Below are 26,136 nucleotides of genomic sequence, written 5' to 3'. Positions count from 1 at the left end.
GCAGGCGCCACGACCAGCCGGGCGCGAACGGGAGGCAAGATGGGCATCAAGGATTGGCCGGCCGGCGAACGGCCGCGCGAACGCCTGATCGAGGATGGCGCGCAATCGCTGTCGGACGCGGAATTGCTGGCCGTCTTCCTGCGCACGGGCGTGCGCGGCAAGAGCGCCGTGGAACTGGCGCGCGACACGGTCGAGCACTTCGGCTCCCTGCGGGGCCTGTTTGGCGCCAGCCTCGTGAGCTTTTCCGCCGTGCATGGCATGGGCAGCGCCAAGTTTGCCCAATTGCAAGCCGTGCTGGAACTGGCGCGGCGCGCCATCATCGAAGACTTGCAGGCGGGCCAGGCCCTCAATTCGCCGCACGCCGTGAAAGATTATTTGCGCCTGACCCTGGGCCACCTGGCGCATGAAGCATTCCACGTATTGTTTTTGGACGTCAAGAACCGCCTGATCACGACCCAGGAAATGTTTCGCGGCACCCTCACCCACACCAGCGTATATCCGCGCGAAGTCGTCAAGCAGGCGCTGCTGCACAACGCGGCCAGCGTCATGCTGGCGCACAACCACCCGTCCGGCACACCCGAGCCCAGCGAATCGGATCTATTGCTGACGCGCGCGCTGGTGCAAGCGTTGTCGCTGGTGGACGTGCGCATCCTCGACCATTTCGTCGTGGCCGGGCGGCACGTGCATTCGTTCGCAGAACACGGCCAGATCTAGACCGTGGCCGGCCAGGCGACAGTTAACCATGTGTAAACAAGGACATACGTCACTGCAGCGAGACGCTTATCTAACAGTAAACAGCGCTGTTTACCAGTGCCTTCCCCTATGAAGAAGGGGAAAAGTCAGATTGTTAAATTATTTCAATACAACATGACACAATTGTTTTTCGCAAGTCATTGATAAATCGGCTTATTTTGGATATACTCTCGTTTTTCCAATTTGGAATATCTTTAAGGAGTGCGCCATGGCACGTGTTTGCCAAGTCACTGGGAAGAAGCCGATGGTCGGCAACAATGTTTCCCATGCAAACAACAAAACCAAACGTCGTTTTTTGCCTAACTTGCAGAATCGTCGTATTTTTGTTGAATCTGAAAACCGCTGGGTCTCCCTGCGTTTGTCCAACGCCGGTCTGCGCGTCATCGATAAAGTCGGCATCGACGCCGTATTGGTCGATATGCGCGCTCGTGGCGAAAAAGTCTAATTAGCAGAATAAGGGAGCTATCATGGCAAAATCAGGCCGCGACAAAATCAAGTTAGAATCGACCGCCGGTACGGGTCACTTCTACACGACCACCAAAAACAAGCGTACGACGCCTGCGAAAATGGAGATCATGAAATTCGATCCTAAAGCACGCAAGCACGTAACGTACAAAGAAACCAAAATCAAGTAATTGATATTGTGTTCTGTAAAAAGAGCCGCTCCGATGAGCGGTTTTTTTTCGCCCTGATTTTCATCTCGCCGCTCTCCCCTTGTGCCGGGACGAAAAAAAGGCCCTGGAAACCAGGGCCTTGATATGACGCAACAGCTCACTCAGGCATAGCTGCGCAGGCGCAAGGAGAAGTCTTGCAGCGACTTGATGCCAGACGCTTCGGCGCGCGTGCACCAGTCTTGCAGCTTTTGCAGCAATTGCTCACGCGTAAAGTGCGAACGCTCCCAGATGGCGCCCAGCTCCACGCGCATGTGGTGCATGGTTTCCAGCGCCTTGCTGTGCTGGAACAATTCCGACAGCTGTTCGTGGTGCGCATCGGCCAGCTTGCCCGGCTCGCGCTGCATCAGCTTGCGCGACGATTTCAGGAAGCGCTTTTCCAGTTCCGCCTTGTGCTTCAAGTGTTCCAGCTCTTCCTTCCAGGCATGCTTGATCGATTTCGCATACTTGGCCATCACGTCGTAGCGGTTGGCGATGACAGATTGCAAGGTCTCGAAGTCCGCTTCCAGCTTGCCGTGCGAGAACTTCGGCTCCGGCGCCAGCTTTTTCACCTTGGCCAGGCCCAGCATTTCCAGCGCGCGGATATACGCCCAGCCGATATCGATTTCATACCATTTCGACGACAGCTTGGCCGAGGTCGCATAGGTATGGTGATTGTTGTGCAACTCTTCGCCGCCAATCAGGATGCCGAACGGAATGATGTTGGTGGCCGCATCGGCGCAGTCGTAGTTGCGGTAGCCCCAGTAGTGGCCGATGCCGTTGATGATGCCGGCCGCCGTGATGGGGATCCACATCATTTGCACGGCCCACACGGAAATGCCGATCACGCCGAACAGGATGAAATTGATGACGAACAGCGACACCACGCCCAGCCAGCTGTATTTGGTGTACAGGTTGCGCTCGATCCAGTCCGTCGGCGTGCCGTGGCCATATTTCGCCATGGTTTCCATGTTCTTCGATTCAGCACGGTACAGCTCGGCGCCTTCCCAGAAGACTTTCTTGATGCCGCGCGTCACGGGGCTGTGCGGATCTTCTTCCGTATCGCACTTGGCGTGGTGCTTGCGGTGGATGGCCGCCCATTCCTTGGTCACCTGGCCCGTCGTCAGCCACAGCCAGAAACGGAAGAAATGGCTGGGGATCGCATGCAATTCCAGCGCCCGGTGGGCCTGGTGGCGGTGCAGGTAAATCGTGACGCTGGCGATGGTGATATGCGTGACCACCATGGTGTACAGGAAAACTTGCCATGCGGACAGATCGGTAATGCCAGTTGCCATGAACTGCAAAACGTCGTGTAAAACGGAACTCAATGTCATTACTACTACTCCAAGTGGACAGGGCGTGCGCACGGTCGCTCCAGTGACTCTGGAGGTCCGGCAGAGTTAATTTTAGGCGTGATTGTACGCCCTAATGGGTGCGGTCAGGCAAAATCGGAGGCAGGCAGCGAGGTTAAGGCTGGGTGCCGGATGGGGCGGACTCACCCTCTGCCGCGCTGGCGAGCGGGGCAGGAGGCGTACCAACAATACGCAATTCGCGTTGCGGAAACGGTACAGTGACCTTATGTTCCTGCAAGGTGCGCCAGATGGCGCGGTTCACATTCGACTTCACGCCACCGGTGCCATTTTCCGGGTCAGCGATCCAGAAGCCGATCTGCACATCGAGGCCGTCGGCGCCGAAACGCACGAGGGTAGCCGATGGCGGATTGCTTTGCGACACACGCGGCACCTTGGCCGTCGCCGCTTCCAGCAAGGGGAAGATGACATCCAGATCCGTTTCATAGCCCACCGACACGGCCGTCGACAGCCAGACCATGCGGTTGCTCAGCGACATGTTCTGCACGCCGCCGGAAATCAGCATTTCATTCGGCACGATGGATTCAACGCCATCGCCACCCAATAACACAGTATAGCGCGTATTGATTTGCGTGACCTTGCCGGTGAATTGACCCACCGTAATCATGTCGCCGATGGTCAGGCTGCGGTCCAGCAGGATGATGAAACCGGACACGAAGTTCGCGGCGATCTTTTGCAAGCCGAAGCCCAGCGCCACGCCGAAGGCGCCGCCGAACACGGACAGCACCGTCAGGTCGATGCCCACCAGCGACAGGCTGACCAGCACGGAAACGAGGATCAGCACGGCGCGCCCCATGCGCGACAACACCACGCGCAAGGAAGTGTGCAAGCCCTGCATTTTCATCAGGCGCTCGTCGAGCGAAGTACCGGCCCACATGGCCAGCACCAGCAGCACGGCCACGGAAATAGCGGCTTGCAAGATGGCAGCCACGGACACCTTGTTGCGCCCCAGCGGCACGACGATGCTTTCCAGGAAGGTGTGCAATTCCGGCCACAGGCCCGTGATGTACAGGGCCATGCCGGCCCACACCACCACCGTGAATATCTTCTCCAGCAGCAACATGGTCGGGCTGATGTCGCCGTGGCGGGCAAAAATGCGGCGCAGCACGTAAAACCCGAAGCGCACCAGCGCCATTGAGGTGCACAGGGGAATGGCAATACTGAGCAGGTTCACAGACTGGAACTTGGCCAGGAAATGCTGCGCAATGCCCAGCAGCATGGCCGCCAGCACGGGCGTCAGGATGCGGATGAAACTGTCCGTGCGCTGCAAGGTTTCCGGCGTGGCCGGCACGGTGGCCGCTTCCGCCCGCTGATGCAGGAACACGCGCAACTGCCGCACCAGCAGCCAGCTCAGCGCCAGGCAGGCGACGATAACCAGCGCCTGCCACAGGATGGCCGGTTGACGGAAATCATCGACAAAGTCAGTGATCAGATTCAGCAGCGGGGTTTCATTCATGGCGGATGCGGTCCGGAAGGTGAGACGGGTGGGACGGAGGTGATACGGAGGGGCTAGGCCCATGCCGCCAGGCGGGCTGGCGGCATTGAAAGCCGCCGCTGCCAGGTGCAGCGGCGGCCCGTGACGGCTTATTCGGCTTGTTCAGCGTCCGCGTCGTCGGCCGGTTTTTCATCGGCGTAGACTTTTTTCGGCATGACCTTGCGCTCGAACACGGCGGCGAAGAAGCCGTCGGTCTGGTGCAGGTGCGGCAACAATTTCAGGTAGTCGCCCATTTCCAGCTCGATCTTCTGCTCGGCCAGCACCTTGCTCATCGGCACCAGGGTGAAGTCCGGATGGGCGGCCAGGAATTGCTCGGCGATAAAGTCGTTTTCTTCGTTCAGGAAGCTGCAGGTGGCGTACACCAGGCGGCCGCCGCCCTTGACGAGGCGCGCCGCGCCGGCCAGGATGGCTGCCTGCTTGGCTTGCAATTCCACGATCGAGTTCGGCTGCTGGCGCCATTTCACGTCCGGATTGCGGCGCAGGGTGCCCAGGCCGCTGCATGGGGCGTCGACCAGCACGCGGTCGATCTTGCCGGCCAGGCGCTTGATCTTGGCATCGCGCTCATGCGCGATCTGCACCGGATGCACGTTCGACAGGCCGCTGCGGGCCATGCGCGGCTTCAGCTTGGCCAAACGCTTTTCCGACACGTCGAACGCGTACAAACGGCCCGTGTTGCGCATCAGCGCGCCCAATGCGAGGGTCTTGCCGCCCGCGCCGGCACAGAAATCGACGACCATCTCGCCGCGCTTGGCGCCGACGATCTGCGACAGGATCTGGCTGCCTTCATCTTGCACTTCGATGGCGCCGCTCTGGAACAATGGCAGGTTTTGCAACGATGGCTTCTTGATCACGCGCAAGCCCAGCGGGGCATACGGCGTCGGCGTGCTGAGGATAGGCGCTTCGGCCAGGGCCAGCATCACGTCGTCGCGCGTGGCCTTGAGCGAGTTGACGCGCAAGTCCAGCGGCGCCGGCGCGTTCAGCGCATCGGCCAGCTTCATGGTTTCCGCTTCGCCGAACTGGGCGATCAGCTTGTCGAACAGCCAGGTCGGCATGTTGGCGCGCATGTTCGACGGCATCAGGCTGCGGTCGATCTGCGTGATGCGTTCCAGCCATTCCACTTCTTCTTCCGTCAGGCCGCCCAGGGAGTCGGCACCGACGGCTTCGGCCAGGCCGAGGATGGTCAAACGGCGCATGGTCGGGCCGCTGCCCGCTTCGGCGAAGTCCGTGAAGAACGATTTGTTGCGCAGGACGGCATAAATGCCTTCGGCGATGGCGCCGCGTTCGCGCGAACCGAGGCGCGGATGGTCGCGGAAATAGCGCGACAGGGTGGTGTCGGCCGGGGCCGTGAAACGTAAAATTTCGCGCAATACTTCTTCAGCATTGGCAAGTATCGCTGGTGGCAATCTCATTGTTATTCTTCCTGTAATATTTTATTGAGGGTCCACGCGGACCTGGCCATGCTCGACTGACAGTTTATCGTCAATGAACAGGCGGATGGCGCGCGGGTAAAGCAGATGTTCCTGTACCAGCACGCGCGCCGATAAGCTGTCTTCTGTGTCGCCTGGCAAGACTGGCACCACCGCGCTCGCCACGGCCGGGCCATGGTCAAGCTCGGCAGTCACGAAATGCACGGTCGCGCCGTGTTCCGTCACGCCCGCCTCGAGCGCCTGGCGGTGCGTCGCCATGCCCGGGAACAGCGGCAGCAGCGACGGGTGGATATTGAGCATGCGCCCCGCGTAATGCTCGACGAAGGGCGGCGTCAGGATGCGCATGAAACCGGCCAGCACGACCAGGTCGGGGGCGAAGCCGTCGATCACGGCTTGCAGCGCCGCATCGAACTGTTCGCGGCTGGCATAATCCTTGTTGGCAACGACTGCCGTCGCTATCCCATGTTCCGCGGCAAACACCAGTCCCTGGGCATCGGCCCTGTTACTGATGACGGCGGCAATACGGGCTGGCCATTGCTCGGCTTGCGCCGCGCGGACGACCGCTTCCATGTTGCTGCCGCGTCCGGAAATGAGGATAACGATATTTTTCATAGCGCGCATTGTACCCGCTATGGCGATGCGAATCTAGAAAGGCCGGTATTATTGTTGCGGCGCAACATGAGCGCCGGCGCGCCGCAGCCGCCCGGCGATGCCGGTTTTCACCTGCGCCGGAGGCCCGCTTGACGGCGCCGCGGCAAGAGTAAGTATTTACTCGAACGAATAGAAGACGCGGAACGGGACTTTCTTCTCGGCCCAGTAGTCGGCCGCGTCGCGGAACACGTCGAGCAGGATCTCGCGCGCTTCCTTGTCGAATTTTTGCGTATTTGGCAATTGCTCGAGCACCACCAGGAAGCCCGTTTGCGTGCCCGCCTTGAACATGGTATCCGTCAGGCACAGGCGCAGGGCGTCGAAATTCTTCGCCAGGTTCTTCGGAAACAGGAATGCTTCTGCAATAATGCCGATGACTTGTTGTTTGGTCTGTCCAGCGTTGCAATGCGCATATAAAAAGTGCTGCCCGAGACGGATCGCCTCGTCTTGTAATTCGGTCACGCGAAAGGCACGGATGGACTGGACAAGGTTGGGCGGCACGGTTAGTAACAAACTCATTTTTCCCTCAAATCGACCTGTTATGTATGGATATCTTCTAGCTGCTCTTCTTATTGCATCCCCGCACGCGGGTCAATGCGCACGCGGTGATTCGATCTGTATCAACTTTTATGCGATTCAGTGCGATTTTATATAAGCCATACGCGTATTAGGGTAACGTGTTGTCCTGCATGAATCAACCCGAATATGATGTCAAACGCAAGATTTGTTACAAACCGCTGGTTTCAAGTCACTTCAACATCTTGTATCGATTGAAAGTGCATGTTACAGACTGTGGGGCAAGGGGCTTGGGCTGTTACATTTTGTTGCCACGCGAAACACTTGTCGCCGCCCGGCGGGATTACTATAGCCCCAAGTTGTAAAAAATACCCTGAAAGATTCTCTAGATAACGAGGTTACAAATGAACTTGCAAGCCAAATTGATGATGTCAGCCCTTTGTATCGGTGCATTGCCACTCGCCCAGGCCGCCGACTTTGAAGATTTCGGCAAGGTCGTGCGCGTCGTGCCGCAAGTGGAACAGATCAATCGTCCACGCCAGGAATGCCGTACGGAATACGTGCAAGTCCAGGCACCGCCGCAACAGCGCAGCGCTGGCGGCTCCATCGTCGGCGGTATCGCCGGCGCCCTGCTCGGCAGCCAGGTCGGCGGCGGCAATGGCCGCACGGCCGCGGCAGCCGCTGGCGCGATTGCCGGCGCCGTCGTCGGCGACCGTGTCGACAACCAGAACAATTACCAGGGCGGCATGCAGGAACAAGCCGTCAAGCAATGCCGTCAGGTCGACCACTGGGAATCGCGCAACAATGGCTACCAGGTCACCTACGACTACCGCGGCCGCAACTACACGAGCATCATGTCCTACGATCCGGGCGAACGCATCCGCTTGCGCGTCTCCATCGAGCCTGCTCAACAGTAACGCCTGACATAAGCTGCTGCGCGTCGGCATAGGTGGCCTGCGATGCTCACCGTACTGGAGTACGGTTGCGCTTCTCGGCCACCTCTGCCTTCCGCTCGCGACGCTTCTGTCAAGCGTTGTTACTCAGTACTAAAATGCCGGCCCCATGTCTTTCTCATGGGGCCGGCATTTTTTATGGCGCCCCGGCACGGGCTATAATGCGGCACACTTTCAGGCCGCATTATGCTTATCAAACGAAAATCCATCGAACAAGTCGAATCCTCGCGCCCTGCGCGCAAGCCACGCTACGCCCCTGTCACCCTGTCGGAAATGGATGGCGTGCGCTATCTGCATTTCGGCACGGAATGGGTGCAGGGCGCCATGCGCATCCGCAAGCCGGACTGGCCGGAACTCGAATACGCGCAGCAGATGATGGCGTGGATGCTGTGGATCGAGCAGCCGCAGCGCCTCGCCCAGCTGGGCCTGGGCACGGCCGCGCTGACCAAGTTCTGCTACCGCCAGTTCCCGCAGGCACAGGTCGAGGCCATCGAACTGAACCCGTCCGTCATCACCATCTGCGCCTCGATGTTCAAGCTGCCGCCCAACGACGAGCGCCTGCACGTGCGCGAGATGGATGCGCTCGACTACGTCAACGATGAGGCCAACCATGGCAGCCTGGACGCCCTGCAAGTGGACTTGTACGACGCCACGGCACGCGGTCCCGTGCTCGACAGCGCCGAGTTCTATTCCGCCTGCTGCGCCTGCCTGGCGCCGCACGGCATCATGACGGTCAACCTGTTTGGCGACCATCCCAGCTATGCAAAGAACATCAAGGCGATGAAGTTTGCGTTCGAACAGGTGATCTGCCTGCCGGAAGTCCATGATGGGAACGTGGTGGCCATCGCTTTCAAGACGAAAGTGGCACTCGATGCCGAAGCGCAAGCCGCCCTGCTCGAGCGCGCCAAGCAGATCGTCGCCGAGACCAAGCTGCCCGCCAAGTCCTGGGTCAAGGGCATCGTCAGCATCCTGTAACCGCCGGCAAGTCCAGGCAAGGCCGGCAGCCCGGAAAGGCGCCGGCCATGCCCGCATCCCCTCCTTCTCCCGATACGCCGCTGCAACTGCCGCAACTGCTGGCCTGGCTGCAGGAAGACGGCTTGCTCGACGCGGCGCAAGCGGCCGCCATCGGCGCCCAGGCCGCCCTGCTGCCGGCGCCGGCCCTGCATCCGCTGTGCAGCATCGCCCACGGCGCACTGACGCTCGACACCCTGTGCGCCTGGCTGGCGCAACGCGCAAGCCTGCCATATGTGCGCATCGATCCCCTGCACATCGATTTCAGCCAGGTGGCCGACGTCATGACGGCCGGCTATGCGGCCCGCTTCAACATCCTGCCCGTGGAAAGCACGCCGGAGCGCATCGTCATCGCCACGGCCCAGCCGTACGCGCTCGCTTGGCAGGCCCAGCTGGGCAAGCTGGCGCCGCGCAAGCTGAGCCTGGTCATCGCCAATCCGCTGCACATCGCCGACGCCATCGCGCAATTTTTCAGCCTGGCCAGTTCCGTCAAGGTGGCCCGGCAAGCCTCCACACAAGACCTGGCACTGCGCCAGAATGTCGAACAACTGGTGGAACTGGGGCGCAACAAGGGTAACCTGGACGCCAACGACCAGCACGTAGTGCGCATCGTCGACTGGCTGTGGCAATACGCGTTTGCCCAGCGCGCCTCCGACATCCATCTGGAACCGAAGCGCGACGCGGGCCTCGTGCGCCTGCGCATCGACGGCCGCCTGCACCAGGCCTACCAGCTGCCGCCCGTGGTCTTGCTGGCCATGACGGCGCGCATCAAGTTGCTCGGGCGCATGGACGTGGTGGAAAAGCGCCGTCCCCAGGATGGCCGCATCAAGACGCGCAATGCGCAGGGCCAGGAAATCGAACTGCGTTTGTCGACCTTGCCCACGGCCTTCGGCGAAAAGCTCGTCATGCGCATCTTCGACCCGGAAGTGGCCGTCAAGAGCCTGGCCGAGCTGGGCTTTCCACCCGCGGACGCCGAACGCTGGCGCCAGCTGACGGCGCGCACGCACGGCATCGTGCTGGTGACGGGTCCCACCGGCTCGGGCAAGACCTGCACCCTGTACAGCACCCTGAAGGCGCTGGCCGGCAGCGAAGTCAATGTGTGCACGGTAGAAGACCCCATCGAAATGGTCGAACCGGCCTTCAACCAGATGCAGGTGCAAACCCAGGCCGGCATCGAACTGTCGTTTGCCGATGGCGTGCGGGCGCTGATGCGGCAAGATCCCGACATCATCATGGTGGGCGAAATCCGCGACCTGGCCACGGCCGAGATGGCCATCCAGGCGGCGCTGACGGGGCACCTGGTGCTCTCAACCCTGCACACCAATGACGCGCCCTCGGCCGTCATGCGCCTGCTGGAACTGGGCTTGCCCGCCTACCTGCTGGAAGCGTGCCTGGCCGGCGTGCTGGCGCAGCGCCTGTTGCGCTGCCTGTGCGCGGCCTGCAAGCAGCTGGACGCCGCCCCCGGCGCAGCTGCCTGGCAACGCCTGACGGGCGGCCAGCTGGAACGGCCGGCCGCAACGTACCGCCCCGTCGGCTGCGCCCTGTGCCGGCACAGCGGCTACCTGGGGCGGGCCGGCATCTATGAACTGCTGGGCGTGACGGAAACGTTCGGCCAGCTGGTCAAGGCGGGCGCCGACCTGCACGCGCTGCGCCGCCAGAGCCTGCTGGACGGCATGACGCCGCTGCGCATCGCCGGCGCGCGCAAGATCATCGATGGCACGACCAGTCTCGACGAAGTGCTGAAGCTCACGGCGGCCCTGCCGTGAACTTCAGTACTTTCTCGCAGGAATGCTTTGCATTCTTTTTCAACTGATATATAATGCGGCCTCTTTCGGGTCGTTAGCTCAGCTGGTAGAGCAGCGGACTTTTAATCCGTTGGTCGCAGGTTCGAATCCCGCACGGCCTACCACGAATGCGCAGTACTAAAAAGCCAATCCTCCGGGATTGGCTTTTTTCGTTTCCGGCCCCCGGTTATACTGGCCCTTCGTCTTGCCCGCCCTGAAAGAAACGCATGAAACTTGCCGCCACCCTCCTCCTGGCCTGCGCCTGCCTGTCCGCGCAGGCGCAAACGCCCATCGTGCTCGACGGCCAGTACAGCGCGCGCACGGACGAGATGAGCCTGGAGATCATCGGCAACCGCGTCTGCTTCGCGCCCGACAAGGCGCAGTGGGGCCGTTTGCCCCGGCCTGCCGCCACGCACGATGCGTGGTTTTGTTTCAGCAACGATGGCGAGGCGCGGCGGCTGCTGCGCGTGCCAGCGCGCCAGGCCGACAATTGCGGTTGGCAAGCCCGCGCGCGCATCGTCATTGATACATATCAACCGTATGTGGAGCAAGGCGACGGCAACGACATGGCGCGCCTGGCGTCGGTCATCAAAGTGGCGCAGCCGAACGCCATCGCCTGCGAATAAATCAGTCGAGTTCGTATTCCTGCAGATAACGGGCGAACAGTTCCCCATCGGCCAACGGACAGGCAAACCCCGCGCCCCAGTCGGCCAGCAGCAACCGTTCCTTCAAGGGCAGCAGCAACAGCTCAGGCATGCCATCGCTGCACCACAGGTCGCACACGATGCCCTTGTCGTCCAGGCCGGCGAACAGGGTTTCCGTGTGCTCGCCGCCGAAGGCCAGCACGTTCTTGCATTCCACCCGGTAACTGCTGTAGCCCGTGTAGACGGCGTCGTAGGGCGGCAAGGCATCGGCCAGCGCCAGGCGCAGCTGGTCCGCCGTGAGGCCCAGCGCGCGCAGCGGCGACGGCGGCGCCTCGGGCACGTAAATGTCCGTCCAGCCGGCGCCGCTGCGGTGCGCGTCGGCGAACGCCTGCTGCTCGCCCATCTGCGTCAGGCAATGCTGTAAATTATCCAGCGGCAACAATTCGATCATGCAAAAATCGTCTTCGTGGTAGTAGGCTTCCCGCATGGCTCAATTCCCCAGCAAATCTTGCAGTTGCACATTGCGCCGCGACGTCAGCCGGCCGGCCCAGGTCTCGCTCGTCACGGATGGATAGCGCACGGCGCCAAAATTCATCCAGGCGTCGCGGTACGCCAGCCACAGCCGCTGGGTGGCACGGATGCCATCCTTGCCCACGGCGCCCGCATGGGTTTCCGCCGGCTTTTTCATGAGCTTGGCGTAGATGGCGTTGAGTTCCTTGTCGAGCGCCGCCGCCTGTTCCTTGGACATGCTTTCTGGCAACTTGCCCGCTTCATACTCGCGCAGATCGTGCGCCAGCTGGTCGAGCTCGGCCGCGCGGGCGGCGATGCTCAGGGCGGCGCGCGCCGTGCCGCTCAAATCCGTTTCATTCGCCGCGCGCGCATCGGCAAACTTGCTTGCCGCCGCCTGCAGCTTTTGCAGCGACGCTTGCGCCACGGCCGGCATCGCGTCGCTGATCTTGCCGGTCGCCTGCGCGCGCACGCGCTGCTTTTGCCGCGCATCGATGGCGCTGCACACACCCATCATGTAGCCGCTGGTAATGTCGTCGCACAGGTCGATCATGCCGCGTCCGCTGGCATTGATCTGCTGCAAGTGTTCGATGCGCCCCTGCATCTCGGCCGGCGCCGCATCGATGCTGCACGCATACTTCAGTGCCAGCAACGGGTCTTTCTGCACGCCCTGCCCATTCTGGTACAGCATCATCAAGACGGCGCTGTTCTGCGTGGCCATGGCGCAATGACGCGCGGGACGCCAGTCGGCCGGCTTGGGCGAGGACATACTCTTGGTATCGTAATACAGGTCCTTTGCCTGGCATTGCTGCAGGGACGCCGCGGCGGACGGCGCCGGCAAGTCGGCCGGCGGCGGCGCCGCATCCTTGACCTTCAGGCAGCCCGCATACCAGGCCGTGCTTTCCGCGTGACCCACGCCCATGGCGCTCGTATTCGGGTACGGTGCGGCGGCAGCGGCAAAAACCGGGGCGGCCAGCAGGCAATTTGCGCCCAGCAATAGCGTTTTCAATAAAGGTAGACTAATTTTCATGTTGAATCGTCGCCAGCGTGAGTAAAGCGGCAAGTTTAACTGATCGGATACGCCCCACCCGTCCGCCATGCGTGCGCCGGCCTGGTAAGTAACGGTACACAGCCTTGGCAGTGCAGGAAACGATAGGCAATAATGTTGCCCGCTGTACTTTTTTCACTACTCCGGACCACGCCCATGACCTCACCCCGTCTTCGCCGTTCCCTCGGCTCGCTGCTGATCGCAGCGGCCTGCGCCTCGCTGGCAACGACCGTCCACGCCGCCGATACCACGCCGGCATCGCCAGTTGCCGCCACACAAACCAACGCCAGGCACGCCATCACGCATGAAGACGTGTGGCTGATGAAACGGGTGGGCGCGCCCGTCGCCAGCCCCGATGGGCGATGGGCCGTGTTTTCCGTGGTCGACAGCGCCTACGACAACAAGGACCAATCGTCCGACCTGTGGATCAAGTCGCTGCTTGACGACAGCCCCGCGCGCCGCCTGACCTCTTCCAAGGGCGGCGAAAGCGCCGTGGCCTGGTCGCCGGACAGCCGCCAGCTGGTCTTCGTTGCCAAGCGCGACGGCGATGAAGCGGGCCAGATTTACCGCCTCGACGTGGCCGCCGGCGGCGAAGCGCAACGCCTGACCTCGCTCACCCTGGGCGCGCGCATGCCGAAATGGAGTCCGGACGGCAAGCAACTGCTGTTCATCAGCGACATCTATCCAGGCAACAAGACGGAAGCCGACGTCAAGCAAAGCGCGAAAGAGCGCAAGGAACGCAAATACAGCGCCCGTTCGTATGAAACGACGGCGCCCCGCTACTTCGACAAATGGCTGACCGACAAGCAAGTGCGCCTGTTCATCGTCGATGCGCAGCCTGATACGAAAGGTGAAAACACGCCGCGCGACATCCTGTCGGGCACGCAACTGGTCACCCTGCCGGGCTTCGGCGGCGGCCAGGGCGACGAGGGACAATCGCTGGACGCCGTCTGGACGCCGGATGGCAAGGCCGTCGTCTTCAACGCGGCCACCAACCGCGATGCGGCCCAGCGCGAAGCCGTCTACTCGCAACTGTATCTGCTGCCCGTGGCGGGCGGCGAAGCGCAGCGCTTGACGCAGGACAAACATAGCTACGGTTCCCTGAAATTTGCCGCCGACGGCAAGACCCTGTTCGCCCTCAGCGACGCGCAAACGCCCGGCAAGGTGTATGACGTGAAGCGCCTGGCCAGCTTCGCCTGGCCGATGAGCAACCCTGCGCCGACCATCCTGACGGCCAAGCTGGACCGTTCGATTTCGCGCTTCGTGCTGCCCGAAGGCGGCAAGCGTGTCCTCTTCAGCTATGAACATGCGGGCCTGGAAAAGCTGTACTCGATCGACGCCAGGGGCGGCGACGTGCGCGAAGAGCCATCCTTGCCGACGGGCACCATCAACTCGCTGAGCAGCGGCGGCAAGGCTTTGGTCGGCGTGTGGGAGTCCGCCATCAACCCGCCGGAAATCTATGCCTTCAACGGCAAGCAGCCGAAACGCCTGACGGCCTTCAACACGGACAAGGCAGATAAGATCGACTGGCAGGCGCCCGAGCACTTCTGGTTCACGACGGCCGACGGCCGCCAGATCCACAATATGCTCGTCAAGCCAGCCAATTTCGACCCGAACAAGAAATATCCGCTGTTTACCGTCATCCACGGCGGCGCGGCTAGCATGTGGCGCGACCAGTTCGTGCTGCGCTGGAACTATCATTTATTGGCCAAGCCCGGCTATGTCGTGCTGCTGACGGACTACAAGGGTTCCACCGGCTATGGCGAGGAATTCTCGCGCTCGATTCAGTTCGACCCGCTGAAGGGCCCGGGCGACGAAGTCAACCAGGGCGTCGATGAAGCCATCAAGAAATATCCATTCATCGACGGCACGAAACTGGCCGCCGGCGGCGCCAGCTATGGCGGCCACCTGGCCAACTGGCTGCAAGCGACCACCACGCGCTACAAGGCCATCGTCTCGCACGCGGGCGAAATGGACCTGATCATGCAGTGGGGCACCAGCGACGGCGGTTTCGGCCGAGAAACGAATGCAGGCGGCCCCGTCTGGTCGAACCTGCCCGTGTGGCGCGACCAAAGCCCGGTCATGCAAGCGGGCAACCACGAAAAAGGCACGGGCTTTACCACGCCGATCCTGATCACCGTGGGCGAGCTCGACTATCGCGTGCCGGCCAACAATGCCTTGATGAACTTTGCCGTGCAACAACGCCTGAACGTGCCGGCGAAATTGCTTGTCTTCCCGGACGAAAACCACTGGATTTTGAAGGGCGAGAACAGCCGCTTCTTCTACAGCGAACTGGAAGGCTGGCTGGCCAAGTACCTCAAATAAGTCCTGAAACGTTCTTGAAAAATGAAAAAGCCAGGCTCCGCACACGCGGGCCTGGCTTTTTTCATGCGGGCTGGGCGGCGGCCACGGCCGCCTTCTGGCGTTGAATTGCCAGCACCATCAGCGCGGCGACGAGGCAGGCGGCGCCGGCCGCGAACAGGGCCGGGTTGTAGGTCAGCATCAGGGTGCGGATACGGCCCGCCCCATACGCGGCCACGGCGGCGCCCAGCTGGTGGCCGGCGAAGATCCAGCCAAACACCATGCCCGCCCGCTCCCGGCCAAACGTGGCCCCCACCAATTTGACGGTGGGCGGCACGGTGGCGATCCAGTCCAGGCCGTAGAACATGGCGAACAGCGACAGCCCGTACAAGGTGAATTCCGAATACGGCAGCCAGAACAGCGACAAGCCCCGCAAGCCGTAGTACCAGAACAGCAATTTCCGGTTGTCATAGCGGTCCGACAGCCAGCCCGACAGGATCGTGCCGAACAGGTCGAAGGCGCCCATCATGGCCAGCACGGACGCGGCCGGCACGGCGGACAGGCCCGAGTCGCCGCACAGGGAAATGAAATGCGTCTGGATCAAGCCGTTGGTGCTGAGGCCGCAAATGAAGAAGGTGCCGAACAGTATCCAGAAGGTGCGATTCGCGGCAACACTGCGCAAGATCAAAAAGGGCGTGGCAAACGTCATCTTCGCTGCTGGCGGTGGCGCCAGCGGCGTGGCCGGATCGGCGCCATACGGACGCAAGGCCACATCCTGCGGACGGTTGCGCATGCACAGGAAGGCCAGCACGGCGACGATGGCGCAGGCGGCAAACACGGGCATGACGGCCGTGCGCCAGCCGTAGTGCTCGATCAGCCAGGCGCCCACGGGCAGGAACAGCAGCTGGCCCGTAGCCGAGCTGGCCGTCAGCACGCCCACCACCAGGCCCCGGTGCGTCTCGAACCAGCGGTTCGCCACCACGGCGCTCAAGACCAGCGCCGTCATGCCCGAACCCAACCCCAGCAAGATGCCCCACAGGGCCACCAGGTGCCAGAACTGCGTCATGCGCGTGGCCAGCAGCATGCCGGCGGCGATCAGGCCCAGGGCCACGCAAATGATATTGCGCAAGCCGAAGCGCTCCATCAGGATGGCGGCAAACGGGCCCATCAAACCGAACAGCACGAAGCGCACGGCCAGGGCCGAGGAAATCTGCTCCGCATCCCAGCCGAATTCTCGGCTCAAGGGTTGCATCAGCGCGCCCGGCAAGCCCAGCGCGGCCGACGAGGTTAATGCCGTGAGAAAAGTGATGGCGACGATGACCCAGGCAAAGTGCATGCCGCGCCGCTCCAGCCATTGCGAAAAAGGATAGGAAAGCATGCAGTCCCCATGAGAAAAGAGTTAGCCCAGCACCGCCTGCTGGCGGGTTTTTCTCATGTTATATTATGATCGTAATTTATACAATCAAAAAAACTGGAGCTGCACTGTTGCATACGACTCCAGTCCTGGCCTTAACGCCTGTGCAAAATGCGCTTACTTCACTTTCAAGCCATTCTTCACATCCGTCACGCCTTCCACGCCACGGGCCAGGTCGGCCGCTTTTTTCACTTGCGCCTGGGAAGGCACGAAGCCGCTGAGCATGACGACGCCGTTCACCGTTTCCACGTGCACATCGAGTGCTTTCAAGTCATTGTCCTTGACGAGGTCGGCCTTGATCTTGGTGGTGATGACGGAGTCGGCCACGGCCGTCTTGGTGCTGCCGGCCGCGTTGCGCGTCACGCAGGCGGCCTTGGCCGTCGCATCCATGGCGTCGCAATTTTCCTTCGTCGTGGCGGGCGGATTTTGCGCCACATTGGTGCCGGCCCTGGCGCCCGTTTTCGCATCGGCCAGGGCCGCCGTTTTCGCCGCCTTGGCATCGGTCATGCACGTGGTTTTATCGGCCCCCGTGCGGTCGCCGCACTTGGCCCTGGCCAGGTCATACTCGGCATTGGCGACGTCCTTGCGGGCCTTGCCCAGCTCGCGCGGCGTGTTGCGGTACTGGGCGACGGCGTCCGAATCGGCCTTGGCGCGCGCCACCCTGGCTTCTTCCACGCAGACTTTTTTCGCGTTGCCGCTGTGGCTGTCGCAGGCGGCCTTGGCCTGCTTGTAATCATTTGAAGCCTTGTCCGTCAAACTCTTGTATGAGGCATCCTGCGCATACGCGGGCGTGGCGGCAAGCAAGGCGCTGGCACTGGCGGCCAGCATGAGTGCGATCATTTTGTTCATGATGGTTCCTCTCTGGTTAATTGATGCCCAGATTAGACCCCTGCCGGACGCAAAGCTCCGTGCGACAGCACACGCTGACAGGCCATCCGCGGAAAAAATCATGTTTATTTGTCGCCGCTCAAGCCCTTCCGCCACAATACTTGCGCCTGTTCAAATGGTGAAGCGGAGTCATCAAATGCACCCGCGCCATCGGCCAGCGCCAGCCATGCCTGCGTGGCGTGCGAACCATCCACGGCCTCGCCAGCCGCGCGCACGCCGCGCATCCAGGCCAGCACCTCTTTGTACTGCCCGGGGTGGCGTGCATGCATCCAGGCCAGGGCCACCAGATCCGCATAGCCCTCTTCGCGGCGCGTCTCGCGCAACTCCTGCGCCAGCGGTGTCAACTTGCCCCGCTGCATGCTGCGCGGCTCGACAAAACCGCGCGGTAAGGCATGCCAGTCGCCCTGCGCGTAGCGCTGGCAATGGCCGATCTCATGCGCCGTCATCGCTTCGATCATCACACCTTGGCGCGCGGGCAAGACATCTTGCAAGATACCCTCCGCCTGCGCATTGCCGCGCAAGGACAGCACCAGCTTGCAGCGCCCGGCTGCGTAGCCGAGCGCCAGCGGCACGGCGCCGGGGGCCTCCTGCGGCTGGACGATGATATCGATGGGCAAACCTTGCGCACGCGCAAACGCGATCACGGGCTGGCCCGCCTGCAGCCAGCGCACTTCCAGATCCGTGAGACTGGCGGCAGCCACGGCAGGCAAAGGAGATAGGGCGATGAGCAAGCTCATCAGCAAAAGCGGATTGGGCATGGGGGCGACAGGACAAATGGGGCAGCAACCATTGCAGGGTAAGCGGCGCGGATATTTCCACAAGGAAAAACTGGCAACTTTTCATAAATAAAGGCGAAAAAAAACCGGCGCAAAAGCGCCGGCTTTTCACACTGATAATAATCAAGCTCGGGCTTATTTCTTCGCCGCCTTGTCCAGTGCGCGGGCCGTGACGAATTCCGGGCGGATATCGTTCGGCACGGCCTTCATCTTGTCCAGCGCCACCTGCACTTCCGGGCGGATGACCACGTATTTGCTCATCATCGCTTGCGCGCGCGCATAGTCGCCCGTCGCCTCGATGGTCAGAAATTCGCGGTCCAGGTCGATCACGGCCTGCTTGATCTTGCTGAAATCGACGCCGAACTTGCCATCGCCCAGCGACACAAAGCCGCCCTTGTCGAGGATGTAATTCATCTGGATGGCCATGCCGCGCGCATGCGAATCCGTCAAGCCGAAATGCAGGGTGCGGAAACCGGAGGCGAGGAAAGTGTTGTACAGCTTGCGCTCGGCCACGTCGCCCTGGCCCAGGGTATCGTTCAGCTGCCCCTTGTCCATCATGTGGCGCAGCGCGAACAGGCCCGTGATGTCGGCCTTCGCTTCTTCGATGGTGGAATACGCTTCCTTCAAGTCCTGGCGCGGCGTCGATGGCTTGCCGTCGACCACGGTCGAGTGCGGGCCCAGGCCGTGCATGATTTCATGCGCGAGGATGTGCGTGAAGAAAGAATTGAAATCCACGTCCTGCTGCGCTTCGGGCGTCAGCACCAGTTTCGAGATCGGCGTCAGGGTGGCCTTGAACTTGGCTTCCTGCACGTTTTTCAGCATGACGCGCTTGGAGCCGCGCGCGCTGATGATGCGCTCGTCGTTCGGCAGGTTGTAGGCGGCCGTCTGCACAGCCATGTTGCCGTCGCCCGCGCCATACACCTGGTTGACCACCACCATGGGCGCCAGCGCGCCCACTTTCGGGTTGCGGTACTGGGCGTCGAGCGGCAGGTTGTCTTCCAGCTCCTGCATGTGCTTGGCGAAGAAGTTCAGCTTTTGCGTTTCCGCCTGGTCGCGGATGTTCACGTAGGCTTCAAAGGCGGCCTTGTAGCCGAACAGCTCGTCGTTATACGTTTCGTACGGGCCGATGGTGATGTCGACGGGCGAATCGAGGTCCATCCAGGCGAAGTCGGACGGCAGATAGTCGTTGTCGAGGAAAGCCTTGGCGCGCAGGGTCAAAAATTTCTTCAGCGATGCATTGTCCGTGGCGGTGGCCGCTTCGTCGAGCAATTTGGCCAATTGCTTCAGTTCCACCTTGTATTCATCCGAATATTTTACTGTGTGGTACTTGCCGTCCTTGCCCGCGCGGATGGTCGTGAAGAACCATTGCGCCTGCTGCTTGTCGTCCGCCGGCAAGCCATTCATCCACGTTTCCAGGCTGGCCTTGGTGGCGCCCGGCGGATAGAAATTGCCCGCTTCCGGCTTGTGCGCGGGAATGGCGATGCCGGCATAGCTGGCCGGCATGAACGAGGCGTGGGCGTCGAGCACCGACCAGGGCCCCTTGTTGATCCAGAAATAGTTCAGACGGGCCTGGCCCAGGGCCGACTTGTCCTTCTTCAAGGCCGCCCACAGCGCTTCATTGCCGGACCAGCGCTGGCGCAGCTGCAGCACGTCGACCAGCTTGGCCGCCTCGACCAGCTTGGCGATGGCCTGGCGGTCGCCTGCGGACAGGTGCGTGACATCGGCCGTCAGCGCGACGGGCGCATAGCGGGCGCTCATGCTGGTCAGTTGTTGCGCGGTGGCCGGGGTGGCTGGTGCGGCGGCTGGCGTCGCGGCGCAGGCGCTGCCGACGGCGGCGGCCATCAGCAGGGGAATCAGGATGTTTTTCATGGGGCCTCGGTGTATGGTTCACAGCAAGCAAGCGCCCCGCACCGTCACGGCGCGGCCGCTTCCTTGTTCAGCCTGCGATTGTCCCACCTGCCCCATGGCATGGCAAGCGGCTTACCAGACCTTGTACACCTGCCCCGTCTGTGCACCTTCCACGCTGCGGCTGTAAGCCAGGGCCACGCGGCTGGCGGCGACCGGTTCGAAGCCGTAGAAGAAGGGGCCATACGACTCCAGCGACTCTTCCAGCACCGTGGGGCTGACGACATTGATGCGCACGCCGCGCTGCAACTCGATGGCGGCGCCCCGCACGAAACCTTCCACGGCCGCGTTGGTCATGGTGGCGGCCGTGCCGAAGCGGATCGGCTGGTCGGCCACGATACCGCTCGTGAGCGTGATCGAGCCGCCATCGTTCAGGTATTCCTGCGCCACCAGCGCCACGTTGACCTGGCCCATCAGCTTGCTGTCCAGGCCCAGCTGGAATTGCTCGGGCGTAAATTCGGCCAGAGGGCCGAAATGCAGCTTGCCGGCCGTGACGACGACGGCATCGACCTTGCCGATGCGCTTGAACAAGGCGCGCACTTGCGCGATGTCGCCCATGTCCGCCTGGTGCGTGCCGCTGCGGCTGCCCACCTCGATGATTTCATGGCGTTGCGCCAGTTGGGCGGCGACGGCCGTGCCGATGGTGCCGCTGGCGCCGATGATAACGATTTTCATGATGCTTCCTTGTCTGGTTGAACGATGGAGCCAGTATGCGCCGCTTACAAAAAGGAATAAATACGCTAGAATTTACAAGATTACCAACCCACAGTTTGCAATCAAGGCGCCATGGATAAATTGCGCAGCATGGAAATTTTTGTCGCCGTCGTCGATGCGGGCAGTTTCACGGCCGCCGCCGAGGCATTCCAGATTTCGCCCGTGATGGTGGGCAAGCACATCAAATACCTGGAAGAACGGCTGGGCGCGCGGCTGCTGGCGCGCACGACGCGGCGGCAAAGCCTGACGGAAATCGGCCAGCAATATGTGGAGCAGTGCCGCCAGATTTTGGCCAGCATCCATGCGGCCGAACGGGGTGCGGAAGCCATGCGCACGGCGCCGCGCGGCAAGCTGAAGATCACGGCGCCCGTGTCGTTCGGCAGCGAGTGCATCGCGCCGCTGCTGGCCGACTACCTCGATGCGTATCCGGAAGTGAGCCTGGAATTGAACCTGAACGACAGGACGGTGGACCTGGTGGAAGAAGGATTCGACGCCGCCATCCGCATCGGCAAGCTGGAAGATTCCGCCATGGTGGCGCGCGCGCTGCGGCCGTATGCGATGGTGATCTGCGCCGCGCCCGCCTACCTGGCCAGACACGGCACGCCGCGCACACCGGCCGATCTGGCGCGCCACGAATGCCTGGATTTCATGCAATGGACGCGCCATGTGCGCTGGCGCCTGGCCAGGAGCGGCGACGATGACGGCAGCCCCGTGCGCGAGAGCCGCTTCCGTTCGAACAATGGGCAGGCGCTGCGCGTGGCGGCCCTGCACGGCTTCGGCATCGTCATGCAGGCGGAAATCCTGATGGCCGGCGATATCGCCGCCGGCAAGCTGGTGCCGCTGCTGGCCGACTACGTGCCGGCGCCGCGCCCCATGCACCTCGTGTATGCGCGCGACCGCCAGCCCACGCCGAAGCTGACGACTTTCATCGATTTTCTGCTGGAACGCTACGGGCCGGCGGCGACACCGCCGCCGGCCACGCTCACGTAACCGGGAAGCTTAGTTGGCCTTTGCGGCGGGCGCCGACGCCAGCTTGGCCAGCTCGCCGTCCGGCTGCCACCCGGCACCTAGCGAGCGGGCCACGGCGACCGTCGCCAGCAGGCGCTGGGTCTTGATCTGCGCGGCGGCGCGGTCCGCCGCCAGCGAGCTGCGCTGCGCATCGGTGACGTCCAGGTAGGTCGAGATGCCGCGCTCGTAGCGCGTGCGCGCCACCAGGTAGGCGCGCGCCGCCGCTGCCTGCGACAGTGCCTGGGCGTCGCCCTGCAACTGGCGCTGCTCCACGTCGGACAAGGCGTCTTCCACTTCGCGCAAGGCCGTCAGGAGCTTGGTTTCATGATTCGCCACGGCTTCCGCATAGCGCGCCTTGGACAAATCCAGGTTGGCCTGGTTGCGGCCACCGTCGAAGATGGGCAGGGACAGGGCCAGCGGACCAAAACTGAACTGGCGCGAACCGCCCTGCGCCAGATCGCGCAGCTTTTCGGACGCATAACCGAAATTGCCCGTCAATTGCAGCGACGGGTAAAACGCGCCTTCGGCCACGCCCACCTGCGCATTCGCCGCGCGCAGGCCCGCCACGCTGGAAACCAGGTCCGGGCGGTGCGCCAGCAGGCTGGCAGGCAAGCCGACAGGGATACCTGGCGGCAGCGGCAAGGACGAGGGTTCGGCGGCCACCGGCAGCTGCAGCGCCGACGGCGGCTTGCCCGTCAGGGTGGCCAGGCTGTTTTCCAGCTGGTTGCGCTGGCGCTTGACTTCATGCAGGTCGGCTTGCGCGTTCGACAGTTCCACTTTCGCGCGCGCCAGGTCCAGCTCATTCGTCAGGCCCGCGTTGAAGCGCGCCTCGACCAGCTGGGCCGATTCGCGGCGCGTATCGAGCGCACCGTTCAAAATCGCCATTTCCGCGTCCAGCCCCCGCAGCTGCCAGTAATTGCTGGCCACTTGCGCCGACAGCATCAGCAGCACGCCGTCGCGGTCCGCCTGCGCCGCCAGCGCCTGCGAGTCCGCCGCTTCGACCATGCGTTTGACGCGGCCCAGCAAGTCGACTTCATACGACAGCGTGCCGCCGACGGAAAAATTGTTGCCGCTGATGGAGCGGTTGCCCAGGGCCAGGCCCTGCGAGGTGTTGGCCGAGGTGCGCGAGTTCGAGATGCCTGTGCTGACGTTCACGCTCGGGCCCTGGTTGGCGCGCGCCGTGCCGCTTTGCGCCAGCGCCTGCAGCAGGCGTTCGCCGGCCGCTTTCACGCTCGGGTTGTCGCGCAGCGCGGCTTGTTCCAGCCGGTTCAGGGTGTCGTCGCCGAACACGCTCCACCATTCGGCCGGCAATTGCGCGGCGTCCGCGCTACCCGCGCCGTGGCGGAACGTGGCCGTGTCGATGCCGGCCAGATTGGCGGGCGCCTTGAAATCCTGGCCCACGGTGCCGCAGGCGGCAAGCAGCACGGCCAGCGAGGCGGCTGCGGCGATTTTGGTCATAACTGTGTTCATGATGTGTACCTTCTTGTTCTTGAGGTGCTGCACGTGCGGCCTGTGCGCGGTCAATGACCGCCGCCACCGCCACCGGGGGCTTTGAGTTTGTCGGCCAGCCACAGGGGCACGATACAGGCCAGCAGGATGGCGCCGACGAGGAAGAAGCCGTCGTTGTAAGCCATCACATACGCTTCGCGGCGCACGATGCCGTCGATCGCCTGCAAGGCCTGGTTGCCGGCCGTGACGGCGTCATAGCCCTTGGCCATGAACGAGGACGTCAACTGGTCGATGCGCAGCTGCGTGGCGCTGGAATACGCGTTGATCGCTTCACCCAGGCGCTGCGAGTGAAAGTGCTCGCGGGTGCTCAGGGCGGTGGCCAGCAGGGCGATGCCGATCGAGCCGCCCAGGTTGCGCGTCATGTTGAACAGGCTCGAAGCGGACGCCATGTCCTTCGGCGCGATACCCTTCATGGCGAAGTTCGACAGGGTCAGCATGACGAAGGGCTGGCCCAGCGCGCGCACCACCTGCGACCACAGCAACTGGTCGTAGCCGGTGGAAGCGTCCATGTAGGCATTCATCATGCACGAACCGCCGAACAGCAGCAGGCCGAACGAGCACAGGATGCGGTTGTCCACCTTCGACGACAGCTTGGCGACAAACGGCATGATGAACAGCTGCGGCAAGCCCACCCACATGATGACTTCACCGATCTGCATCGGCGAATAGCCGGCGATCTGGCCCAGGAACAGGGGCAGCAAAAAGGCCGAACCATACAGGCCCATGCCCGTCACGGCCGACAGCACGGTGGCGACGAGAAAATTGCGCTGGCCGTACAGGGCCAGGTTGACGAACGGTTCGGCGCGCGTGGCGCTGGTGACGACCCAGCCCAGGATGCCCGTCAGGGCCAGCGCGGCGAAGGCGATGATGAAGCCCGAGTCGAACCAGTCCTTCGAATTGCCCTCTTCCAGGAAGATGGTCAGGCAGCCCAGGCCCAGGGCCATGAAGAAGATGCCCAGCCAGTCGGCTTTCCAGAACAGCTTCAGTTGCATCGGCTCCTTGTCCAGGCCATAGATCATGCCGGCGATCAGCAGCACACCCGGTACCCAGTTGATGTAGAAGATCGAAGGCCAGCCATACAGCTCGGAGAGATACCCGCCCAGGGTCGGGCCCATGGCCGGCGCCAGGGTGGCCGTCAGGCCGAAGATGGCCATGCCGACGGCGCGCTTCGACGCCGGCAGCTTGAGCATCACCAGGGTGAACGCCATCGGTATCAGCGCGCCGCCCGTAAACCCTTGCAGCATGCGGAAGACGATCATGCTTTCCAGGTTCCAGGCCGCCCCGCACAGGGTGGAGAACAGCAGGAAGAAGGCGGTGGTGCCGATCATGTAGGTACGCAGTCCGAACACGCGCGCCAGCAGCGCGGTGAGGGGAATGACGATAATTTCGGCGACCAGGTAGGCCGTGGAAATCCACGAGCCCTCTTCCTGGGTGGCCGACAGCGAGCCAAGGATATCCTTGAGCGAGGAGTTCGTGATCTGGATGTCGAGCACCGCCATGAAGGCGCCCAGCATGCCGGCGGCGACCGCCAGCCAGGTGCGCCCGGAGACTTTCTCGTCGATCACGGGAAACGCTGGCGGCTTCGCCAGCGTGGTGGAGGAGCTGCTCATGGAAGCTTAGCGGGTGGCGGTCTGGGCGGCAGGAGCGGCGGCGTGGCGCGCATCCTTTTCCGACACGGGCTGGTTCACTTCCACTTCGGCGATCACCGACATGCCCGGCACCAGGCGGCCATTCATGGCCTTGATGTCTTCCGGCTGGAAGACGATTTTCACCGGCACGCGCTGGACGATCTTGGTGAAGTTGCCGGTGGCGTTATCGGCCGGCAGCAGGGCGAACTGCGCGCCCGAGGCAGGGGCGAAGCTGTCCACGGTACCCACCAGTTTCTTGCCCGGCATGGCGTCGATCGTCACGTGCACGCTCTGGCCGCGGTGCAGGTCGGCCAGCTGCGTTTCCTTGAAGTTGGCGGTGACCCAGACGTTGTCTTGCACGATGGCCGTCAATTGCTGGCCAGGCTGCACGCGCATGCCCGTTTCCACGTTGCGCTTGCCGATGCGGCCGGCGACAGGCGCCAGGATGCGGTTGTATTGCAGCTGCTGTTCCGCGTCCTTCAATTGCACGCGCAGCACGGCCACTTGTGCCTTGGCCACGTCGCGCGCGGCCTGGGCGGCGCCGATCTGCGCCTTGGCGGCCGAAGCGCTGTCGCGGCGGGCGGCCAGGTCGGCCACGGCGCTCGAGCGGGCCGCATTGGCCGCGTCGAGTTCCGCTTTCGAGACGGCTTTCATCTGGCTCGTGTACAGCTGGCCATAACGCTCCGCATCCTGTTTCGCGCGCAGCAGCTGCGCGTCGGCTTGCGCCACTTGCGCCTGGGCGCCGCTGGCTTGCGCCTGCACCTGGGCGATTTGCGCGTCCGCCTGCAGCACCTGCTGTTCGGCGCTGGCGATCTGCGCGGCGATCTGCTCGGTTTTCACGCGCTGGTCGAACGGGTCGAGTTCGGCGATCACGTCGCCCTCTTTCACGATTTGATTGTCGTCGATGAAGACCTTGGTGACGACGCCGGAAATACGCGCCGAGACGGGATGCACGTGGCCGGCCACATAGGCGTTTTCCGTTTCCACGAAGTAGTGGCTGCGGTACCACATGCGCGCGCCGGCGCCCAGGGCGACCAGGACGATCAGGCCGGCAATGATTTTCACGCGGTTATTCGGTGCTGCGGAGCTGGCGGAAGCGGCAGGCGCGGAAGATGCGGCCGGAGCCGCGGGTGGGACGGCGCTCAGCACCTTGTGCTCTGCTTGGCCTGGCTGGTTGGACATACTCG

At 62.7% G+C, this 26,136-nt stretch carries 25 protein-coding genes and 1 tRNA gene; 11 read left to right on the top strand and 15 right to left on the bottom strand.

Annotated features, from left to right (window positions below; translation table 11 throughout):
- Positions 1 to 39 precede the first annotated feature (39 nt).
- The 3 genes from radC (at position 40) to rpmG (ending at position 1,388) form a co-directional block, all read left to right on the top strand.
- On the top strand, positions 40 to 714 hold the full coding sequence (gene radC, locus NCG91_RS17945; RefSeq protein WP_099378018.1) for a RadC family protein: 675 nt from the start codon (positions 40 to 42) through the stop codon (positions 712 to 714).
- 247 nt (positions 715 to 961) lie between these two features.
- Positions 962 to 1,198 (top strand): 50S ribosomal protein L28, encoded by a 237-nt coding sequence (gene rpmB / locus NCG91_RS17940; protein ID WP_010400928.1) that lies wholly within the window; start codon positions 962 to 964, stop codon positions 1,196 to 1,198.
- A 22-nt stretch (positions 1,199 to 1,220) separates the two neighbouring features.
- Positions 1,221 to 1,388: a 50S ribosomal protein L33 gene (gene rpmG, locus NCG91_RS17935; RefSeq protein ID WP_010400929.1), complete on the top strand. Its 168-nt coding sequence runs from the start codon at positions 1,221 to 1,223 to the stop codon at positions 1,386 to 1,388.
- Between the two features lie 140 nt (positions 1,389 to 1,528).
- On the opposite strand, the gene NCG91_RS17930 is transcribed toward rpmG, so the two are convergent.
- From NCG91_RS17930 to NCG91_RS17910, 5 genes are all read right to left on the bottom strand, one after another.
- Entirely contained in the window at positions 1,529 to 2,698 is a 1,170-nt protein-coding gene (locus tag NCG91_RS17930) for a DesA family fatty acid desaturase (RefSeq protein WP_369811458.1), read from the bottom strand.
- 172 nt (positions 2,699 to 2,870) lie between these two features.
- Positions 2,871 to 4,229, bottom strand: coding sequence for a mechanosensitive ion channel family protein (locus tag NCG91_RS17925; protein ID WP_099666790.1), 1,359 nt, complete (start codon positions 4,227 to 4,229; stop codon positions 2,871 to 2,873).
- Between the two features lie 128 nt (positions 4,230 to 4,357).
- On the bottom strand, positions 4,358 to 5,677 hold the full coding sequence (locus NCG91_RS17920; protein WP_099666789.1) for an RsmB/NOP family class I SAM-dependent RNA methyltransferase: 1,320 nt from the start codon (positions 5,675 to 5,677) through the stop codon (positions 4,358 to 4,360).
- A 21-nt stretch (positions 5,678 to 5,698) separates the two neighbouring features.
- A complete protein-coding gene (gene purN, locus NCG91_RS17915) occupies positions 5,699 to 6,307 on the bottom strand; it encodes a phosphoribosylglycinamide formyltransferase (RefSeq protein WP_099666788.1) in 609 nt (202 codons plus the stop codon).
- 156 nt (positions 6,308 to 6,463) lie between these two features.
- Positions 6,464 to 6,862, bottom strand: coding sequence for a barstar family protein (locus tag NCG91_RS17910; RefSeq protein ID WP_034747450.1), 399 nt, complete (start codon positions 6,860 to 6,862; stop codon positions 6,464 to 6,466).
- A gap of 401 nt (positions 6,863 to 7,263) precedes the next feature.
- On the opposite strand from NCG91_RS17910, the gene NCG91_RS17905 reads away from it, so the two are divergent.
- From NCG91_RS17905 to NCG91_RS17885, 5 genes are all read left to right on the top strand, one after another.
- A complete protein-coding gene (locus tag NCG91_RS17905; RefSeq protein ID WP_034785134.1) occupies positions 7,264 to 7,776 on the top strand; it encodes a glycine zipper 2TM domain-containing protein in 513 nt (170 codons plus the stop codon).
- A 222-nt stretch (positions 7,777 to 7,998) separates the two neighbouring features.
- Positions 7,999 to 8,787, top strand: a complete 789-nt coding sequence (locus NCG91_RS17900) for a class I SAM-dependent methyltransferase (RefSeq protein ID WP_251350672.1) — start codon at positions 7,999 to 8,001, stop codon at positions 8,785 to 8,787.
- A 47-nt stretch (positions 8,788 to 8,834) separates the two neighbouring features.
- Positions 8,835 to 10,589, top strand: coding sequence for a GspE/PulE family protein (locus NCG91_RS17895; protein ID WP_251350671.1), 1,755 nt, complete (start codon positions 8,835 to 8,837; stop codon positions 10,587 to 10,589).
- A gap of 67 nt (positions 10,590 to 10,656) precedes the next feature.
- Positions 10,657 to 10,732, top strand: a tRNA-Lys gene (locus NCG91_RS17890).
- Between the two features lie 102 nt (positions 10,733 to 10,834).
- Entirely contained in the window at positions 10,835 to 11,233 is a 399-nt protein-coding gene (locus NCG91_RS17885; protein WP_251350670.1) for a hypothetical protein, read from the top strand.
- Between the two features lies 1 nt (position 11,234).
- Here the strand turns inward: NCG91_RS17885 and NCG91_RS17880 are convergent, their stop codons facing one another.
- Together NCG91_RS17880 and NCG91_RS17875 are read right to left on the bottom strand one after the other, a co-directional pair.
- Positions 11,235 to 11,738: a hypothetical protein gene (locus tag NCG91_RS17880; protein WP_251350669.1), complete on the bottom strand. Its 504-nt coding sequence runs from the start codon at positions 11,736 to 11,738 to the stop codon at positions 11,235 to 11,237.
- Positions 11,739 to 11,741: 3 nt separating this feature from the next.
- Positions 11,742 to 12,788, bottom strand: a complete 1,047-nt coding sequence (locus NCG91_RS17875) for a lysozyme inhibitor LprI family protein (RefSeq protein WP_251350668.1) — start codon at positions 12,786 to 12,788, stop codon at positions 11,742 to 11,744.
- Positions 12,789 to 12,962: 174 nt separating this feature from the next.
- Between NCG91_RS17875 and NCG91_RS17870 the strand changes: the two genes are divergently transcribed.
- On the top strand, positions 12,963 to 15,131 hold the full coding sequence (locus NCG91_RS17870; RefSeq protein WP_251350667.1) for an alpha/beta hydrolase family protein: 2,169 nt from the start codon (positions 12,963 to 12,965) through the stop codon (positions 15,129 to 15,131).
- 61 nt (positions 15,132 to 15,192) lie between these two features.
- On the opposite strand, the gene NCG91_RS17865 is transcribed toward NCG91_RS17870, so the two are convergent.
- From NCG91_RS17865 to NCG91_RS17855, 3 genes are all read right to left on the bottom strand, one after another.
- Positions 15,193 to 16,485: an MFS transporter gene (locus NCG91_RS17865; RefSeq protein ID WP_251350666.1), complete on the bottom strand. Its 1,293-nt coding sequence runs from the start codon at positions 16,483 to 16,485 to the stop codon at positions 15,193 to 15,195.
- A 153-nt stretch (positions 16,486 to 16,638) separates the two neighbouring features.
- Entirely contained in the window at positions 16,639 to 17,370 is a 732-nt protein-coding gene (locus NCG91_RS17860) for a BON domain-containing protein (protein ID WP_251350665.1), read from the bottom strand.
- 104 nt (positions 17,371 to 17,474) lie between these two features.
- Entirely contained in the window at positions 17,475 to 18,146 is a 672-nt protein-coding gene (locus NCG91_RS17855) for a hypothetical protein (RefSeq protein WP_251350664.1), read from the bottom strand.
- Here NCG91_RS17855 and NCG91_RS28055 point away from each other — a divergent pair.
- Entirely contained in the window at positions 18,133 to 18,258 is a 126-nt protein-coding gene (locus NCG91_RS28055) for a hypothetical protein (RefSeq protein ID WP_285817169.1), read from the top strand. The genes NCG91_RS17855 and NCG91_RS28055 overlap by 14 nt on opposite strands.
- A 62-nt stretch (positions 18,259 to 18,320) precedes the next feature.
- Here NCG91_RS28055 and NCG91_RS17850 read toward each other — a convergent pair whose 3' ends face one another.
- Positions 18,321 to 20,054 carry a dipeptidyl-peptidase 3 family protein gene (locus NCG91_RS17850; RefSeq protein ID WP_251350663.1) on the bottom strand — a complete coding sequence of 578 codons (1,734 nt, stop codon included), beginning with the start codon at positions 20,052 to 20,054 and terminating at the stop codon, positions 18,321 to 18,323.
- A 111-nt stretch (positions 20,055 to 20,165) separates the two neighbouring features.
- Complete coding sequence (locus NCG91_RS17845; RefSeq protein ID WP_099666779.1) at positions 20,166 to 20,765, bottom strand: short chain dehydrogenase; 600 nt, start codon at positions 20,763 to 20,765, stop codon at positions 20,166 to 20,168.
- Between the two features lie 111 nt (positions 20,766 to 20,876).
- Here NCG91_RS17845 and NCG91_RS17840 point away from each other — a divergent pair, with 111 nt between their 5' ends.
- Positions 20,877 to 21,794, top strand: a complete 918-nt coding sequence (locus tag NCG91_RS17840) for a LysR family transcriptional regulator (RefSeq protein ID WP_251350662.1) — start codon at positions 20,877 to 20,879, stop codon at positions 21,792 to 21,794.
- A 9-nt stretch (positions 21,795 to 21,803) separates the two neighbouring features.
- On the opposite strand, the gene NCG91_RS17835 is transcribed toward NCG91_RS17840, so the two are convergent.
- From NCG91_RS17835 to NCG91_RS17825, 3 genes are all read right to left on the bottom strand, one after another.
- Complete coding sequence (locus NCG91_RS17835; RefSeq protein WP_099666777.1) at positions 21,804 to 23,270, bottom strand: efflux transporter outer membrane subunit; 1,467 nt, start codon at positions 23,268 to 23,270, stop codon at positions 21,804 to 21,806.
- A gap of 62 nt (positions 23,271 to 23,332) precedes the next feature.
- Positions 23,333 to 24,931, bottom strand: coding sequence for a DHA2 family efflux MFS transporter permease subunit (locus NCG91_RS17830; protein WP_077408028.1), 1,599 nt, complete (start codon positions 24,929 to 24,931; stop codon positions 23,333 to 23,335).
- A 6-nt stretch (positions 24,932 to 24,937) separates the two neighbouring features.
- Positions 24,938 to 26,131 (bottom strand): HlyD family secretion protein, encoded by a 1,194-nt coding sequence (locus tag NCG91_RS17825; protein WP_251350661.1) that lies wholly within the window; start codon positions 26,129 to 26,131, stop codon positions 24,938 to 24,940.
- Positions 26,132 to 26,136: the final 5 nt, after the last annotated feature.

This window comes from Janthinobacterium kumbetense (assembly GCF_023703445.1).
GTDB classification, from domain to species: Bacteria; Pseudomonadota; Gammaproteobacteria; order Burkholderiales; family Burkholderiaceae_D; genus Janthinobacterium; species Janthinobacterium kumbetense.
Note: the sequence above shows the minus strand (reverse complement) of the source record. Positions and strands in the feature narration are given on the sequence as shown.

What these genes read in the sequence shown, in the direction of transcription:
- NCG91_RS17855 (WP_251350664.1), bottom strand. Translation starts at nt 18,146, where the DNA reads ATGAGCTTGCTCATCGCCCTATCTCCTTTGCCTGCCGTGGCTGCCGCC.
- NCG91_RS28055 (WP_285817169.1), top strand. Translation starts at nt 18,133, where the DNA reads ATGAGCAAGCTCATCAGCAAAAGCGGATTGGGCATGGGGGCGACAGGA.
- NCG91_RS17875 (WP_251350668.1), bottom strand. Translation starts at nt 12,788, where the DNA reads ATGAAAATTAGTCTACCTTTATTGAAAACGCTATTGCTGGGCGCAAAT.
- NCG91_RS17930 (WP_369811458.1), bottom strand. Translation starts at nt 2,698, where the DNA reads ATGGCAACTGGCATTACCGATCTGTCCGCATGGCAAGTTTTCCTGTAC.
- purN (WP_099666788.1), bottom strand. Translation starts at nt 6,307, where the DNA reads ATGAAAAATATCGTTATCCTCATTTCCGGACGCGGCAGCAACATGGAA.
- NCG91_RS17925 (WP_099666790.1), bottom strand. Translation starts at nt 4,229, where the DNA reads ATGAATGAAACCCCGCTGCTGAATCTGATCACTGACTTTGTCGATGAT.
- NCG91_RS17870 (WP_251350667.1), top strand. Translation starts at nt 12,963, where the DNA reads ATGACCTCACCCCGTCTTCGCCGTTCCCTCGGCTCGCTGCTGATCGCA.
- NCG91_RS17835 (WP_099666777.1), bottom strand. Translation starts at nt 23,270, where the DNA reads ATGACCAAAATCGCCGCAGCCGCCTCGCTGGCCGTGCTGCTTGCCGCC.
- NCG91_RS17860 (WP_251350665.1), bottom strand. Translation starts at nt 17,370, where the DNA reads ATGAACAAAATGATCGCACTCATGCTGGCCGCCAGTGCCAGCGCCTTG.
- NCG91_RS17850 (WP_251350663.1), bottom strand. Translation starts at nt 20,054, where the DNA reads ATGAAAAACATCCTGATTCCCCTGCTGATGGCCGCCGCCGTCGGCAGC.
- rpmB (WP_010400928.1), top strand. Translation starts at nt 962, where the DNA reads ATGGCACGTGTTTGCCAAGTCACTGGGAAGAAGCCGATGGTCGGCAAC.
- NCG91_RS17830 (WP_077408028.1), bottom strand. Translation starts at nt 24,931, where the DNA reads ATGAGCAGCTCCTCCACCACGCTGGCGAAGCCGCCAGCGTTTCCCGTG.
- NCG91_RS17905 (WP_034785134.1), top strand. Translation starts at nt 7,264, where the DNA reads ATGAACTTGCAAGCCAAATTGATGATGTCAGCCCTTTGTATCGGTGCA.
- NCG91_RS17840 (WP_251350662.1), top strand. Translation starts at nt 20,877, where the DNA reads ATGGATAAATTGCGCAGCATGGAAATTTTTGTCGCCGTCGTCGATGCG.
- radC (WP_099378018.1), top strand. Translation starts at nt 40, where the DNA reads ATGGGCATCAAGGATTGGCCGGCCGGCGAACGGCCGCGCGAACGCCTG.
- NCG91_RS17885 (WP_251350670.1), top strand. Translation starts at nt 10,835, where the DNA reads ATGAAACTTGCCGCCACCCTCCTCCTGGCCTGCGCCTGCCTGTCCGCG.
- NCG91_RS17825 (WP_251350661.1), bottom strand. Translation starts at nt 26,131, where the DNA reads ATGTCCAACCAGCCAGGCCAAGCAGAGCACAAGGTGCTGAGCGCCGTC.
- NCG91_RS17900 (WP_251350672.1), top strand. Translation starts at nt 7,999, where the DNA reads ATGCTTATCAAACGAAAATCCATCGAACAAGTCGAATCCTCGCGCCCT.
- rpmG (WP_010400929.1), top strand. Translation starts at nt 1,221, where the DNA reads ATGGCAAAATCAGGCCGCGACAAAATCAAGTTAGAATCGACCGCCGGT.
- NCG91_RS17845 (WP_099666779.1), bottom strand. Translation starts at nt 20,765, where the DNA reads ATGAAAATCGTTATCATCGGCGCCAGCGGCACCATCGGCACGGCCGTC.
- NCG91_RS17920 (WP_099666789.1), bottom strand. Translation starts at nt 5,677, where the DNA reads ATGAGATTGCCACCAGCGATACTTGCCAATGCTGAAGAAGTATTGCGC.
- NCG91_RS17895 (WP_251350671.1), top strand. Translation starts at nt 8,835, where the DNA reads ATGCCCGCATCCCCTCCTTCTCCCGATACGCCGCTGCAACTGCCGCAA.
- NCG91_RS17910 (WP_034747450.1), bottom strand. Translation starts at nt 6,862, where the DNA reads ATGAGTTTGTTACTAACCGTGCCGCCCAACCTTGTCCAGTCCATCCGT.
- NCG91_RS17880 (WP_251350669.1), bottom strand. Translation starts at nt 11,738, where the DNA reads ATGCGGGAAGCCTACTACCACGAAGACGATTTTTGCATGATCGAATTG.
- NCG91_RS17865 (WP_251350666.1), bottom strand. Translation starts at nt 16,485, where the DNA reads ATGCTTTCCTATCCTTTTTCGCAATGGCTGGAGCGGCGCGGCATGCAC.